The following is a 14,610-nucleotide window of genomic DNA, read 5'->3' as shown; positions in this document are numbered from 1 at the left end:
ACCCCCCGAAGGGGCTCGTCGTACGAACTGCCAGCCTGACCGGCGGGCATTGAGCCTGGCTTCATTGTGGGCGGAGACCTACGACCGGAGATAGGTGAGGACCGCGAGCACTCGACGGTGATCTCCGTCACTCGGCGCCAGGCCCAGCTTCATGAAGATGTTGCCGACGTGCTTCTCCACCGCCCCGTCGCTCACCACGAGCTGCCGCGCGACGGCCGCGTTCGTGCGCCCCTCGGCCATCAGCCCCAGCACCTCCCGCTCCCGGGGTGTCAGCCCGGCCAGGACGTCCTGCTTGCGGCTGCGGCCCAGCAGCTGCGCCACGACCTCCGGATCCAGCGCCGTGCCGCCCTCCGCCACCCGGGTGACCGCGTCCACGAAGTCGCTCACCTCCGCCACCCGGTCCTTGAGCAGATACCCCACCCCGCGCGTCGAGCCGGCCAGCAGCTCGGTCGCGTACTGCTCCTCCACGTACTGCGACAGGACGAGCACCCCCAGCTCGGGGAACTCCTCCCGCAGCTCCACCGACGCCCGCAGCCCCTCGTCCGTGTGCGTCGGCGGCATCCGCACGTCCGCCACCACCACGTCCGGCAGCCCCTGCGCACCGGCCAGCGCGCGCACCGTCCGGCGCAGCGCCTCGCCGTCCGCCACCCCGGCGACCACCTCGTGGCCGCGGTCGGTCAGCAGCCGCGTCAGCCCCTCGCGCAGCAGCACCGAGTCCTCGGCGATCACCACGCGCACGCTCTTCCCCATCGTTCCCTGCCCCTCGCCCCTGGCCGTTCCTGCCTCGTACCGCCGTCGCCAGCATTCCAGAACGACGGCCCCGGCCCGTACCGCCCGGCCTCACTCCCGCCAGGGGAGTTCGGCGGTGATGGTGGTGGGGCCTCCGTGGGGGGAGTGGATGTGGAGGAGTCCGTCGACGGAGTGGAGGCGTTCGGTGAGTCCGGTGAGTCCGGTGCCGTGGGTGGTGGTGGCGCCGCCGTGGCCGTTGTCGGTGGTGTGGAGGAGGAGGCGGTCGTCGGTGCGCCAGATGTCGATGTGGGCGTGGGTGGCGTTGCTGTGTTTGGAGATGTTCTGGAGGAGTTCGCTGAGGGTGAAGTAGGCGATGGCTTCGATGGCGGGTGCGGGGCGGTGGGGGAGGTCGGTGTGAACGGTGGTGGGGACGGTGCAGCGGGTGGTGAGGTGGGTCAGGGCGGGGCCGAGTCCTCGGTCGGTGAGGATGGCGGGGTGGATGCCGCGTGCGAGGTCGCGGAGTTCCTGGAGGGCGAGTTTCACTTCGCCGTGGGCTTCGTCGACCATGCGGGCGGCGGTGTCGGGGTCGTGGGCGAGTTTTTCCTTGGCGAGGCCGAGGTCCATGGCGAGGGCGACGAGGCGGGCCTGGGCGCCGTCGTGCAGGTCGCGTTCGATGCGCCGCAGGTCCGCGCTGGCCGCGTCCGTCACCACCGCACGCCCCTCCTCCAGCTCCCACACCCGCTCCACCAGCCGCGTCGGGCCGAGCAGCCCGGCGACCAGGAAGCGGTCGACGGCCGTCAGGGCCCGCAGCCACCACGGGACGAGCAGCACGACCAGCGCCCCGACGGCGCTGAAGGCGGCCAGCTCCGGCGGTGAGTCGACGTAGATCGGCTCGCCCGAGGCGTTCTCGCCGAGCTGGGTGCCCGGCTCGGGCAGCGACCAGCTCCACAGCGGGTACGTCAGCATCCCCCAGCCGACCGACCACAGGGCCAGCCCGGCGCTGAAGGAGAAGACGGCCCACGGGAAGTGGACGAGCCCGTACAGCACGTGCCGCCAGCTCGCGCCGTCCTTGAGGACGGCCACGGTCCGGGCCGCCGGTCCGCTCCTGCCGCGCGGCGTCCGCACCGGCCCGGGCGCCGGCACGTCCAGGCCCAGCAGGACGCGGGCCCGGGCCCGTTCCACGGCGCCGAACGCCCGCGCGCACAGCAGCGTCACGGCCAGCAGCGGGACGCCGACGAACGTCACCAGCAGCCCCGCGCTCGTCGCGACCAGGGTGACGAGGGTGGAGAAGACGACGACGGCCACGGGCAGGCTCGTCAGGACGTGGCCGAGCTCCCGCCAGGCCCGCGCGGAGAAGGGGGCGCGCAGAACGTGCATGGGTCAGCCTTTCGGGGCGTCGGTGCGGCCGGGGTCCGGTTCGGCTGCCGGGCCGGGGTCCGGGCCGGGGTCCGGGTCGCGCCAGGGGAGTTCGGCGGTGATGGTGGTGGGGCCTCCGTGGGGGGAGTGGATGTGGAGGAGTCCGTCGACGGAGTGGAGGCGTTCGGTGAGGCCGGTGAGTCCGGTGCCGTGGGTGGTGGTGGCGCCGCCGTGGCCGTTGTCGGTGGTGTGGAGGAGGAGGCGGTCGTCGGTGCGCCAGATGTCGATGTGGGCGTGGGTGGCGTTGCTGTGTTTGGAGATGTTCTGGAGGAGTTCGCTGAGGGTGAAGTAGGCGATGGCTTCGATGGCGGGTGCGGGGCGGTGGGGGAGGTCGGTGTGGACGGTGGTGGGGACGGTGCAGCGGGTGGTGAGGTGGGTGAGGGCGGGGCCGAGTCCTCGGTCGGTGAGGATGGCGGGGTGGATGCCGCGTGCGAGGTCGCGGAGTTCCTGGAGGGCGAGTTTCACTTCGCCGTGGGCTTCGTCGACCATGCGGGCGGCGGTGTCGGGGTCGTGGGCGAGTTTTTCCTTGGCGAGGCCGAGGTCCATGGCGAGGGCGACGAGGCGGGCCTGGGCGCCGTCGTGCAGGTCGCGTTCGATGCGCCGCAGGTCCGCGCTCGCGGCGTCCGACACCACCGCACGCCCCTCCTCCAACTGCGCGATCCGGCGCTCCAGTTCGTCGGAGGGCGCCAGCAGCCCCCGCACCAGCACCCGGTCCACGTTCGTCAGCCCCCGCGCCAGCCACGGCAGGATCGGCCAGGCGACGAAGAGCGAGACGAAGGCCACCGCGAACGTCGCCACGCCCCACGGCAGCCGGACCGTCGCGTACAGCGCGTGCCGCCAGCCCACCGGGTCCTTGAGCGCCGCCCACAGCCACGGGAAGAACCCGCCGTGCGTACGGTGCCGGATCGGCGTGGGCTCCGGGACGTCGACGTCCAGCAGCAGCCGGGCCCGTCCCCGTTCGAACTTGCCCAGCTGCCGGCAGCCCACGAGCCCGGCCGCCAGCACCGGGAGCCCGACCACGGTCACCGCGAGCAGCGCGCCGGTGTACAGCCACACGGCCACGTAGACGAAGCCCACGAGATCCACCGGCAGGTTGGACAGCAGATGGGCGACCTCACGCCACGTCTGCGCGCTCAGCGGCGCACGCGGCGGCGGCAGTGCGCGCTCGGCGTCGCGTCCCGGCGGAGGATCGGTGCTCACGGTCATGCGCCCCAGCCTGCCGCGCGCGCCGACCGGGCCGCCATGGGGTTCCTCAGTCACCCGGGGTGGGGTTTTCCCCACCGCCGCTCGCGCCGGGGAGGGCTTTCGCGTCGGGGACGGTGAAACCGTCACGGCCCCCGGAGACGTCTGGAGGAGTGTCGGAGGCGCACGCTAGCCTTTTGCGGGACGGGTGACGTCACGGGGAACGGTCCACAGAAGCGGGAGGGGAGTGCTCATGGGCCTGAAGTTCGACATGGGGAACCAGACGTTGGCGACGCTGACGAAGCAGTCGCGCGGATCGTCGACGGACATGGGGTCGCTGATCAAGCAGCTGATCGCGGCGGCCGAGCCCTTGGAGGGCCGGTTCAACGGCGCGGGGAAGCGGGCGTTCGACCTGTTCAAGGCGAACTCGGACGAGATCACGGCCTCGTTGAACGGGTCGCTGTCGGCGATCCTCGGTGGTCAGCAGGGCATGGACCAGGCGTTCATGTCGGGTGAGCAGGAGTCGGCGGACAACGCGCGGCAGTCGATGGCCTCGGCGAACTTCGACGCGGCACGCTTCGGTGGCCGCTGAACATCGCGGTGCCGTGATCTGGGAAGGGGCTGATGGTGGTGGCTGGTGAGGACCGGCGGAGTTACGACACGGGTGCTTCCTCGGAGGTGCAGGGAAGTCTGGCGGGGGTGATCGGCCAGCTGGAGAAGGTGATCAGCGACCGTGACCGCCAGGTGAAGGCGGCCATGGCCGATTTCCAGGCCGACGGGGTCTCGGAGCAGTACCACGGCGCCGAGCAGCGGTGGAACAACGCGGCGAACGAGGTCCGGGCGATCGTGGCGCTGCTGCGGGGCACGTTGGAGAAGAACGACGGGACGGCTTCGCAGGCGTTGCAGCGGGCGAAGGCGGCGGTTGACGGCATCGGCTGACCGGCCGTGCGGGGGAGTGGACGATGACGGGCTGGGATCTGTCGGTTCCCGGGATCAACGGTGTCCTGAAGGACGTCATGGAGATCGCCGGTGACCTCGAGGGCCAGGTCGAGAAGTACGGGGAGCACCTGGAGTCCGCGGCCGGGTACGCGGGGACGTTGGCGATGCCCGGTGAGCCGGTGCCGGAAGCGGGGCTGATCGGCGCCGCGCTGGCGGAGTTCGCCGAGGCCACGCAGGAGGACCTGATGTTCGTGGCCGCACGGGCGGGCAAGTCGCTCCAGGGCGCCTCCGATGCGACGAGTGCGTACCTGACGGGGGATCTGGACATGGCGGCGGCGGCACAGGCCGAGGCGCTCAAGGCCCCCGAGCTCGACCTCCCCGGCCAGGGCCAGGGCGAGTAGACCGGGGATCGTAGGGGGAGTTCGGGCGATGGCTGACATGGTGGATCCGTCGGGGGTGCCGTCGTTCACCGGTGATTTCGGGTTGCTGGAGGAGGAAGCGGCCGCGTTGAAGGAGGACGCGGGCAAGATCCGGGACACCGGTTCGGGTGTGCATGCGACCTTTCAGGGGTTGTCGGCGTTCTACACGGCGCCGGAGGCGGATCAGTTGTTCGGCTCGACGCGGCCGGTCTCGGATCGGGCGGATGACTTCGCCGATGATCTGGAGAAGGTGGCGGGGGCGTTGGTCGGGTTCGCCGAGGAGGCGCGTCCGATCGTGGCGAGGCTGGAGCGGTTGAAGGGGGAGGCGCAGTCGTTCGTCGACTCGGTCAAGGACGATGACGAGTGGACGTACGACGAGGAGAAGATCGAGACGAACAACGCGTTGGTGGGGGATATCTCCGCGGCGGTGGCGGAGTTCTGGGCGGCGGAGCGGTCGGCGGCGAACAAGATCACGGCGTTGGTGAACGGGACCCAGTGGGTGGCGGGTGACGGGTCGGACGGCGCGAACATGTACGGCCTGAGCGTGGAGGACATGCGGCAGGCGGGGGAGACGCCGTGGGGGAAGATGGCCGAGGAGGACCACCACTGGTATGAGGTGGGGCACTGGGTCAAGAGTTATGTGTGGGACGGGTTCATCGTCGATGGGATCTGGGGCACCCTGACGGGTTTGGGTGGTCTGGTGGGGTTGCGGGGGTGGGAGACGTTCAAGGACTCCTGGAAGGGTCTGGGCCAGCTGGCCACCGGCATCCTGATCATCGGCTCCCCGTTGCTGGCGGCGGCGACGTACGCGGTGGCGCCGGAGGGGGCGCGGACGTGGATGCGGGAGAGCCTGAACACGACCAAGGAGGTGGGCAAGTCGCTGGTGGCGTGGGACGAGTGGGGTGAGAACCCGGGCCGGGCGGCGGGGTTGGTGACGTTCAACGTCCTGACCACGGTGGCCACGTTGGGTACGGGGACGGCGGTGCGGGGTGCGAGCGCTTCGGGGACGGCGGCGCGGGTGATGAACGCGGCCGGGCGGGCCGGCCGCATCGTCGACCCGATGACCTACATCGGCAACGGCTTGAACGCGACCTTCCGCGGCCTGCCCAGACTCACCGACGTCACCTCCGGCCTCGCCGACCTCAGCGCGGTACGCGCCGTCGAACTCCCCGACGGGACGATGCGCCTCCCCGACGGCACCACCTTCGCCCCCGACGCCCCCACCCTCCCCGACCTGCCCCCCGGCAGCACCGCCGTCGAACTCCCGGACGGGTCGGTGGTCACCCCGGACGGCACCGCCCTCCGACCCGACGGAACGGTCACCGTCCCGCACACCCAGGACACCCCTCCGGCCACGGTTCTGCCGGACGCCGTTCCGGCCGGTGCCGTGCCCGACGGCGCGCCCACCGGTGCCGTGCTCGAAGGCCTCCCGGAGTCTGCTCGCCCGGACAGCGTCCCCGCCGGTGCCGTGCCCGACGGGCCGGATGCGACTGGAGCCGAAGTTCCCGGCGGTGCCGTCGACGACGCCGCCGTTGATCCTGACGCCGTGCGTACGTCCGATGAGGCCCCGACCAGCACCACCGATGACGCGGTGGCACCGGCATCACCCGACGATACCGGTGTCCCCGGGCCCCGCACGGACGGAGAGGACACCAGTCCTACGGGGCTCGATGACGAGCCTGCGCGGTCGGGTCAGGACGCCACGAGCCCAGGCCACGAACCAGATGTCACCGCCCGCGAGGACGAGTCCTCGGACATGGGCACACGGCGGGAGCAGGCGGAGCGGACCGCGACGGACTCGAGAGTCCCCGCGCCCCCGAAGGAGCCTGCGGACCTCATTCTGGATTCGGGGGACCATGTCTATTTCAGCCCCGAGACCACGACGATCGGTTACGACACCAACACGATGCTCAATCGTGAACTCATCGCGCCGCAGCCGGGCGTCCACGACATCATCATCCACGGCTCTCCCTCGGGGTATTTCCTGCCGGGTCACCGGAATGCTGCCGGCGAGAACTTCAACCTGGGCGAAGTGCATCCGACGCACATCGCCGACGCCGTGCGGAACAACCCGAACTACGATGGAGGCCCGATACGGTTGGTCTCGTGCCATTCGGGTCGGGTGAACGTCGCGGGTGAGATTCCCGCCGCTCAGGAGGTCGCGAACCAGTTGGGGGTTACGGTCACCGCGCCGACGCAGGCGGTCGGAGTCTTCCCCAGGCTGCCGCCCGGTCAGGTGCCCAAGGTGTTCGATGACGGATACTGGCGGACGTTCCTTCCTCTCGTTCGTTCGTGAACAGGAAAGTAGCAAGATGAAGATTCTCGGTTTGTACAAGGAGTTCTGGTCCGAGAAGGCCGGGGTCAGCGAGCGCAGTGTTCGGGAGGATGTGAGAGGTGCGCCCTCCGCCGAGGCGGAGAAGGTGCATGCCTACCTCAGAGACGGCTACGTGCTTCTTGCGACGATGGGTGCCACGCAGGATGTGCTGGGGTCGGACGAAAGTATTCTCGGTGGTGACTCCCTGTACACCGATGGGACGTGGGTGTGGCGCGGTGACCTTCGTTTCTACGTTCGCCGGTACCACCTCGCACTCCCTGAGGAATTCCTCGACTCGGTGAGGGAGTCCGCCTACGTGGTACCACCTGTTCCGGACGACCGGTTGGTGGAACTTACGTACGCGATCCAGGAAATTGTCTGATCCGTAGCGTGTCCGGCTGTCTGGAGAAGTTGAGTTCCTGGTGGAAGAGTCGCCGTTGATCCGAAGCCTTCGGGGTGCTGTGGCCGCCGCGCCGGAGGACGTGCCGCTGCGCCTGCACCTCGCCGAGATGCTGTTGGCCGCCGGGGACGGCAGTGCGGCCGTGGCCGAGGTGGCCGTCGCGTTGCAGCACGCGCCGGACGACCCGGAGGCCCGCGCCCTCATGGCGCGTGCGGTCGGCGGCACCTCGGTGCCGACTCCAAGCCTCGCCGAGCCTTCGCCACCCGAAGCCGCCGGGGGGTTCGACTGGAGCAGGGCGGAGGACGAGGTCGCCGATGTCGTGCCGCCCCGTTTTGTCACCGGCTCCGCCGACGAACAGGGCGCACCCCTCCGGGCCGACGGCGGTGAGGGTGGCGGCGGCGCGAACGACGCCGAGGTCTGGGACGTCGAGGCGCCGGGCACGGTCCGGTTGGCTGACGTCGGCGGAATGCGAGAGGTCAAGGACCGCTTGGAGGCTGCCTTCCTCGCGCCGATGCGCAACCCCGAGTTGCGCAGCCTCTACGGCAAGAGTCTGCGCGGCGGCCTGCTCCTCTACGGCCCGCCCGGCTGCGGCAAGACGTTCATGGCGCGCGCGATCGCGGGCGAGCTGGGGGCCGGTTTCGTCAACGTCTCCCTCAGCGATGTGCTGGACATGTGGCTCGGCTCCTCCGAACGGAACCTGCGGGACATCTTCGCGGCTGCCCGACGGAACGCGCCCTGCGTGGTCTTCCTGGACGAGTTGGACGCGCTGGGTGCGAAGCGCAGCCGTGTCCAGCACGGCGGTATGCGCAACACCGTCAACCAGCTCCTCACCGAGCTTGACGGCGTCTCGGGTGGCAACGAGGGCGTTTTCGTCCTGGCGGCGACGAACCATCCCTGGGACGTCGACACCGCCCTGCGTCGCCCCGGCCGCCTCGACCGTACGCTGCTCGTGCTGCCGCCTGACGAGCCCGCCCGCGAGGCGATTCTGCGGTACCACCTCCGGGACCGTCCGATCGCCGGTGTGGACCTGACGAAACTCGCCCGTCGCACGGACGGTTTCTCGGGCGCCGACCTGTCCCACCTGTGTGAGACCGCTTCCGAACGCGCACTCCTGGACTCCGTCCGTACGGGCGAGCCCCGGATGATCGGCATGCCGGACCTGCTCGGGGCGGCGAAGGAGCTCCGACCGTCCACGGAGGCCTGGTTCGCCGCCGCCCGCAACGTCGCCCTGTACGCGAACGAGGGCGGGACCTACGACGATCTCCTCGCCCACCTGAAGCGGCGCAGGCTCCTGTGACACCCGACGCACCGAACGCGCTCGCCAGGGAGCATGAGCGCGCCCAGACGCTCGTGGAGGTCGGCAGACTTGACGAAGCGGCCGTGCTTCTCGGCCGTCTCGTCGCCGAGAGCCCCGACTCCGCATCCCTCTGGTTCGAACTGTCCCGGTGCCGACTTGAGCAGCGGGACCTGGCAGCCGGCCTCTCGGCAGCCCAGGAGGCGGTGACGGCGGATCCGCAGTACGCGGCGGGCTACTACGTCCTCAGCAAAGCGCTGTGTGAACTCCGCCAGTACCCGGCGGCGGTGGTCGCGGCTCGGGAGGGTGTGCGACTGGCTCCGGAGGCTGCCATGTCACACATCATGCTGGCCCGGGCGCTACGAAGGTTCTCAGACGGGCTGGACGACGCACTCGTCGCCGCTCGGCACGCCGTCGAGGCGGAGCCGGACTCGTACCTGGCGCACTTCGAACTGGGGATGGTCTTCGCGGCCCGCAGGGACGGGCCTGAGGCGCTCCGCGCCATGCGGGAGGCCGTCCGCATCGACCCGCACAACCCGGGAGCGCGCGCCAACCTCGCCGTGCTTGAGCGGGGCGAACGTCAGAAGAACGTCATCGAGTTCACCGGCGAGCAGATGCGAACCCTGGCCGAGGACCCGCAGAACGTGGTGCTGCTGCACAACATCAACGCCAACCTGCACCGTCTCCTGCGCCGCGCCCGCTGGATCTCTCTGGTCTGCCTTCTTCTCGCTGTCCTCGCCGCTCGTGTCTTCGTCACCGGGGACGACGCGACGGCGCTGCCCGCACCGCTGGGCACCCGGCTCTACGCGCTGGCGGTCGTGGCGTCGCTCGTCTCCGTGTGCTGGTGGCTGACGTTCCGGCGGCTGCCGTCAGGCGCCTGGCACAGCGTGCGCCGGCTCTGCCGACGCTCCCGCCTTGTCCGCAGCGCGCCACTCGCGGCGGCCTGGTGCCTGCTCGGCGCCGCGCTCCTCCTCGTCGTCCCCTGGACCGACCGCACGGTGCTTCAGCTGATCACTCACCTCGCCTGGGTGCCGACCGTGGTGGCCGCCTACGTGGACCATTCCGTGCGGAAGCTCAAGGACCCCTTCACTCTGTACGCGACCGTGCGGTGAGCCGGCCCGAGCGCGCCGCAGTGCAGGATGAGCGCCCGCTTCGTGTCCCCGGGGCAACGGAGCTCTGGGACTCACGCTGGCCGTTCGGTGTCTATTCCTTGACGGCTCCGGCGTTGGCGTCCTGCACGAAGTAGCGCTGGAAGCAGAAGAAGAGGGCCGCGACGGGCAGGGTGGACAGCAGTGCGGCCGCCAGTTTCAGCGGGTACTGCGTGCCGCCGCCGAGGCCGCCGGAGACGAGGCGGGCGAGGCCGGTGGTGAGGGTCTCGTACTGGCTGGACTGGGTGGCCACCAGGAAGTGGGTGAACTCGTTCCACGAGCCCTGGAAGGAGAGGATCGTGAGGGTGATCAGGGCGGGGCGGGCCATCGGCAGGACCACCGACCAGAAGATGCGGAAGACGCCCGCGCCGTCGACGCGTGCGGCCTCCTCGACCTCGCGGGGGATCGACTCGAAGAACTGCTTCATGATGAAGATCCCCGCTGCGTCGACCAGCAGCGGCAGGATCATGCCGGTGTAGGTGTCGAAGAGCCCGAAGGTGTTGAGCACCAGGAAGCGCGGGATCAGCAGGGCGATGCCGGGCACCGCCATGACGGCGAGGATGAAGCCGAACAGCAGGGTGCGGCCGGGGAAGCGCAGACGGGCCAGGGCGTAGCCGGCCATCGAGTCGAACAGTACGCGCCCGACGGTGACGATGACGGCGATGAACGCCGAGTTGCCCAGCCAGCGCAGGAAGGGCACGCCGTCCGCCGCTTGGCCAAGGCCGAACAGGCGCTCGTAGGCGGCGGTCGTGGGCGTGGTGGGGATCAGCCCGAGTGGGTGGGCGGCGGCGTCCGGGTCGGTCTTGAAGCCGGTCACCAGCTGGATCACGAACGGCATGAGGTACAGGAGTCCGACCGCGGCCACCGCCGTGTATCCGAGGATCCGCAGCGGCACCGGGAACCGGCCGAGCACGGGGAGGCCTTGCGACCGTGCGGACCTGGCGGTCACGGTGCGTGCGGGTCTGGTGGTCGTCGATCGTGCGGACTTGGTGGTCATCGTTTCCTCGTGGGGCGGGCGGTGCGCTCGCGGAGCGCGTAGCGCTGCAGGCCGGTCATGGTGAGGATCAGCGCGAGCAGCAGGAAGGCGATGGCCGCGCCCTGACCGAAGTCGGCGTCGCCGAAGGCGCTGGAGTAGGACAGGAAGGCCGGCGTGAGGGTGGTGTTGCCGGGGGCGCCCTGGCTCATGACGTACACCTGGTCGAAGACCTGCCAGGTGCCGATCAGGCCCAGAGTGAGGACGAGGAAGAGGACGGGCCGCAGGGCGGGCAGCGTGACGTGACGCAGCATCTGGAAGCGGCCGACGCCCTCGATGGCGGCCGATTCCTCCAGTTCGCGGGGGACGTTCTGGAGGGCCGCGAGGAAGATCAGCATGAAGGTGCCGGAGGTCGTCCACACGGCGAGCAGGATGATCGTGCACATGGCGACGGACGGTCCGGACAGCCATTCGAACCAGGACAGTCCCATGAAGGAGCGGTCGGCCAAGGCACCCGAGGGACGGTCGGGGTCGACGACGCCCAGGCCGCCGAGCAGGACGGAAAGGACTCCGCGTGGGTCGTTGAACCAGTTCGGGCCCTTCACCCCGAGCCAGGACAGCAGGGTGTTGACGGCGCCGCTGCCCTGGAACAGGAACAGGAAGATGGTGGAGACCGCGATCGAGCTGGTCACCGAGGGGAAGAAGAACGTGGTGCGCAGGGCGCCTCGGCCGCGCAGCATCCGCTGGTTGACGATGAGCGCCAGGCCCAGGGCGACGACCGTCTGCAGCGGCACGGTCAGCAGCACGTAGTAGAAGTTGTTGCGCAGCGAGGTCGCGAAGAGGGTGCGGTCGAGGCCGTCCTGGGTGAGCAGGGTCCGGTAGTTGTCGAGTCCGACGAACGTCGCCTGGCCGCTGAAGGGATTGGACTGGCCGTCCCAGTCGAGCAGGCTCACCCACAGCGCCATCAGGGTCGGCAGGACCAGGAACAGGCCGAGGACGATCACCATGGGGCTGACGAACAGCCAGCCCCAGGCCCCTTCGGAGCGGCGCCCCACACGCGGGGCGGGCTTGGTGCGGGACGCCGCTGCCGGGCCGGGCCCGCCGGGCGCGTCAGGCGCGCCCGGCGAGTCGGCCGTCCGGGAGCCGCCGCCGGCCACCGCGGATGTGGTGCCACGGGGAGACATGGGGGGCATGGCGGATCATTCGCCCTTCGCCAGCGCCTGCTCGCCGTTGCGCTGGAGGTCGGCGAGGATCTCTTCCGGGTCGGCCGTGGCCAGTCCCGCGAGGTCGGTGTTGAACTGGGTGAGGACCTTGTCGAAGCCGGCGATGGTCACCGGGCCCTGCGCGTAGGCGCCTGCGTCGACCCACGCCGTGGCGGCGGGATTCTGCTCGGCGTACTCGGTCTGTGCGCTGGTACGGGAGGGCATCACGCCGAAGGCCTCGGCGTTCTTCAGCTGCTGCGTGCTGCTCGTGAGGTGCGTGACGAGGTCCACGGCCGCCGCCCGGTGGCTGCTGTCCTCGGCCACGCCCCAGCACTGGCTGAAGGCGAGGGTGCCCTGGCCGGACGGGCCGGCGGGCAGCGGGACCACCGTGTACTCCACGTCGGGGTAGTCGGCCTTCATGCCGCCGGTGAGCCAGTTGCCCTCGATGGTCATCGCGGCCCTGCCCTTACCGAGGGCCTCGCCGCCCCAGTTGGTGTCGACCTGGCTGGCGTACTTCATGGAGCCGGACTTCAGCAGCGACTGCACGTACGTGAGCGCTTCGACGTTCTGCGGACTGTCGGCGGTCATCTTCGTCTGGTCGGCATTGGTGATCCAGCCGCCGGCCTCCTTCATGAAGACGCCGAGACGTGCCCACTCGCCGTTGGTGACCAGCCCGGTGACCTCGCCCTCGGTGAGCTTCGCGGCGACCGTCCTCAGCTGGGCCCAGGTGGTCGGATAGTCCTCCTCGGTCAGCCCGGCCTCGGTCCACAGGTCGGTGTTGATCGCGAGGGCGAGGGTGGAGGTGTCCTTGGGCAGACACACCAGCTTCCCGTCGTGGGTGAAGGAGGCGCGCAACTGCTCGGAGAAGTCGTCCACGTCCTCGACCTGGTCGCCGTAGGCGTGCAGGGAGCCGCTGTCGGCGTAGTTGGCGAACTGGTCGGAGTTGACGTAGAAGACGTCCGGCGGCTTGTTCCCGGCGAAGGACTGGGCGAGCTGCTGGTTGATGTCCTTGGCGACGTCCACGGTCACCGTGTGGCCGGACTCCTTCGCGTACGCCGCCGCCGCGTCCTTGACGGCCTTCGTCTCCGCGTCGCCCGAGCTGGCGATCAGCACGGTCAGATGCTGCTGGGCGCTGGAGTCCTGCTCTGTCTTCGTCTCGCTGTCGAAGCCCGACGAGCAGCCGGTGGCGGCTATCAGCGCCGCGCTGGTGACGAGGGCCGCGGCGGCCGTGCGATGGACCATGGGAATCCTCCGAGGGGTTGGGGGTGTGACGTGCGGCTCCACCCGGTCGGCGCGAGGGGGCGGGATCAGAGCGGGGAAGGAGAGGGAACGCCCGGCGGAAAGAGGTGCCCTGCCAGGTGACGATGAGGCGGAGAGCCGTCGGCGGCGACAACGGGGGCGAGCAGGGCGCTACGTGGTCACGTCGGCCTCCGCCGTGGCGCCTGCGCCCGGCGCGCAGACGCTGTCGCGCGTGATCAGCGACGGCTCCAGCAGCAGGCGCTCCGGCGCCGCGTCGGGAGCTGCGATGCGTGCCAGCAGCAGCCGTACGCATTCCCGTCCGACGTCCTCCAGGGGCTGCGCGACCGAGGTCAGGCCGGGGGAGAGGAGCTCGGCGGTCGGCGAGTCGTCGAAGCCGACCACGGCGACGTCCCGGCCGGGAGCGGCACCGCGCTCGCGCAGGGTCTGGTAGCAGCCGAGCGCCAGCATGTCGCTGGCCGCGACCACGGCGGTCGCGCCCGCGTCCAGGAGCGGTTTCACGGCGGTGCGGGCCGCGTCGATGTCGTTCACGCTCTGCGCCCGCCGCCCGCGCACCGGCAGTCCGTGTCGGCGCATGGCCCGCTGCCAGCCCTCGGCGCGGTCGTCGCCGGCGGCGGAGGAGCCGCGTTCCCAGCCGAGGAAGGCGATCCTGCGGTGGCCGAGGGAGACCAGGTGTTCGACGGCGGCGTCCGTGCCGGAGGCGCCGTCGACGTCGACCCAGTCGCCGATCTGCCGCCCCGACCACTTCCGGCCGAAGCCGACGAACGGCACACCGCGCTTGGCGAGCCACGCCTGGCGCGGGTCGTGATGCTCGGTGCCGCTGAGGACGAAGCCGTCGACCACGTGCTGGTCGAGCAGTTCCTCGTACCCTTCCAGGCTCGGACCGCCGGGCGGGGCGGCGAACAGCAGGATCCGGTAGCCGGCCTCGTCGGCGGCCTGCGAGAGGGCGTGCAGGAACCGGTCCAGGACCGCCGAGCTCGCCGGGGCGGGCTGGATGCCGTAGCCGATCAGCCTGCTCGAACGGGTGCGCAGCGTCTGCGCCGCACGGCTGGGGCGGTAGCCCATCTCGTCGATCGTGCGGCGGACCCGCTCCAGGGTCTCGGGCCGCAGCATGTCCGGCGAGTTGATCGCGTTCGACACGGTCTGCGAGGAGACCCCGGCCCGGCGGGCGACCATCGCAAGGGTCACCGGACCACCTTTGGCCGGGGGGCTGTTGCTGGAGCGGGGCATGCGGCTCTCCGACGTGGCGAGGAGATAAGGGTTGCGCTTTAGCGTTCCAATAAGCGTTGTGTTGGCTCTGACGACTGACTTAGTGTCGTTTTAACGATCCAACGCTG

14 protein-coding genes are annotated in these 14,610 nt (G+C 70.4%); 7 read left to right on the top strand and 7 right to left on the bottom strand.

Translation table 11 applies throughout. From position 1 onward, the window contains the following. Window positions 1-78: 78 nt before the first annotated feature. The 3 genes from V6D49_RS10455 to V6D49_RS10445 form a co-directional block, all read right to left on the bottom strand. Entirely contained in the window at window positions 79-750 is a 672-nt protein-coding gene (locus V6D49_RS10455) for a response regulator transcription factor (RefSeq protein ID WP_340559014.1), read from the bottom strand. 90 nt (window positions 751-840) lie between these two features. Then, entirely contained in the window at window positions 841-2,106 is a 1,266-nt protein-coding gene (locus V6D49_RS10450; RefSeq protein WP_340559012.1) for a sensor histidine kinase, read from the bottom strand. A 3-nt stretch (window positions 2,107-2,109) separates the two neighbouring features. Beyond that, window positions 2,110-3,351: a sensor histidine kinase gene (locus tag V6D49_RS10445; RefSeq protein ID WP_340559011.1), complete on the bottom strand. Its 1,242-nt coding sequence runs from the start codon at window positions 3,349-3,351 to the stop codon at window positions 2,110-2,112. Window positions 3,352-3,586: 235 nt separating this feature from the next. Here V6D49_RS10445 and V6D49_RS10440 point away from each other — a divergent pair, with 235 nt between their 5' ends. From V6D49_RS10440 to V6D49_RS10410, 7 genes are read left to right on the top strand one after another with little or no spacing between them, the layout of a single operon-like run. Further along, the gene (locus V6D49_RS10440; RefSeq protein WP_340563852.1) at window positions 3,587-3,919 is read left to right on the top strand and encodes a hypothetical protein; all 333 of its coding nucleotides are present in this window, start codon (window positions 3,587-3,589) and stop codon (window positions 3,917-3,919) included. A 32-nt stretch (window positions 3,920-3,951) separates the two neighbouring features. After that, window positions 3,952-4,266 carry a pore-forming ESAT-6 family protein gene (locus V6D49_RS10435; protein ID WP_445330500.1) on the top strand — a complete coding sequence of 105 codons (315 nt, stop codon included), beginning with the start codon at window positions 3,952-3,954 and terminating at the stop codon, window positions 4,264-4,266. A 23-nt stretch (window positions 4,267-4,289) separates the two neighbouring features. Continuing rightward, window positions 4,290-4,667, top strand: a complete 378-nt coding sequence (locus V6D49_RS10430) for a DUF6507 family protein (RefSeq protein ID WP_340559010.1) — start codon at window positions 4,290-4,292, stop codon at window positions 4,665-4,667. Between the two features lie 28 nt (window positions 4,668-4,695). Continuing rightward, on the top strand, window positions 4,696-6,981 hold the full coding sequence (locus tag V6D49_RS10425) for a hypothetical protein (RefSeq protein WP_340559009.1): 2,286 nt from the start codon (window positions 4,696-4,698) through the stop codon (window positions 6,979-6,981). Between the two features lie 16 nt (window positions 6,982-6,997). Next, window positions 6,998-7,381 carry a hypothetical protein gene (locus V6D49_RS10420; RefSeq protein ID WP_340559008.1) on the top strand — a complete coding sequence of 128 codons (384 nt, stop codon included), beginning with the start codon at window positions 6,998-7,000 and terminating at the stop codon, window positions 7,379-7,381. A gap of 37 nt (window positions 7,382-7,418) precedes the next feature. Next, a complete protein-coding gene (locus tag V6D49_RS10415) occupies window positions 7,419-8,696 on the top strand; it encodes an AAA family ATPase (protein ID WP_340563849.1) in 1,278 nt (425 codons plus the stop codon). After that, the gene (locus V6D49_RS10410; RefSeq protein ID WP_340559007.1) at window positions 8,693-9,805 is read left to right on the top strand and encodes a tetratricopeptide repeat protein; all 1,113 of its coding nucleotides are present in this window, start codon (window positions 8,693-8,695) and stop codon (window positions 9,803-9,805) included. Before V6D49_RS10415 ends, V6D49_RS10410 begins: the two co-directional genes overlap by 4 nt. A gap of 91 nt (window positions 9,806-9,896) precedes the next feature. Here the strand turns inward: V6D49_RS10410 and V6D49_RS10405 are convergent, their stop codons facing one another. From V6D49_RS10405 to V6D49_RS10390, 4 genes are all read right to left on the bottom strand, one after another. Then, complete coding sequence (locus tag V6D49_RS10405; RefSeq protein ID WP_445330499.1) at window positions 9,897-10,838, bottom strand: carbohydrate ABC transporter permease; 942 nt, start codon at window positions 10,836-10,838, stop codon at window positions 9,897-9,899. After that, a complete protein-coding gene (locus V6D49_RS10400) occupies window positions 10,835-11,998 on the bottom strand; it encodes a carbohydrate ABC transporter permease (RefSeq protein WP_445330633.1) in 1,164 nt (387 codons plus the stop codon). Before V6D49_RS10400 ends, V6D49_RS10405 begins: the two co-directional genes overlap by 4 nt. A 15-nt stretch (window positions 11,999-12,013) precedes the next feature. Beyond that, the gene (locus tag V6D49_RS10395; protein WP_340559001.1) at window positions 12,014-13,258 is read right to left on the bottom strand and encodes a sugar ABC transporter substrate-binding protein; all 1,245 of its coding nucleotides are present in this window, start codon (window positions 13,256-13,258) and stop codon (window positions 12,014-12,016) included. A gap of 168 nt (window positions 13,259-13,426) precedes the next feature. Continuing rightward, window positions 13,427-14,503 carry a LacI family DNA-binding transcriptional regulator gene (locus tag V6D49_RS10390; protein WP_340558999.1) on the bottom strand — a complete coding sequence of 359 codons (1,077 nt, stop codon included), beginning with the start codon at window positions 14,501-14,503 and terminating at the stop codon, window positions 13,427-13,429. Window positions 14,504-14,610 lie beyond the last annotated feature (107 nt).

Origin of the sequence: Streptomyces sp. GSL17-111, assembly GCF_037911585.1 — a bacterium.
Classification (GTDB): Bacteria; Actinomycetota; Actinomycetes; order Streptomycetales; family Streptomycetaceae; genus Streptomyces.
This window is presented reverse-complemented; position numbering and strand designations above follow the sequence as displayed.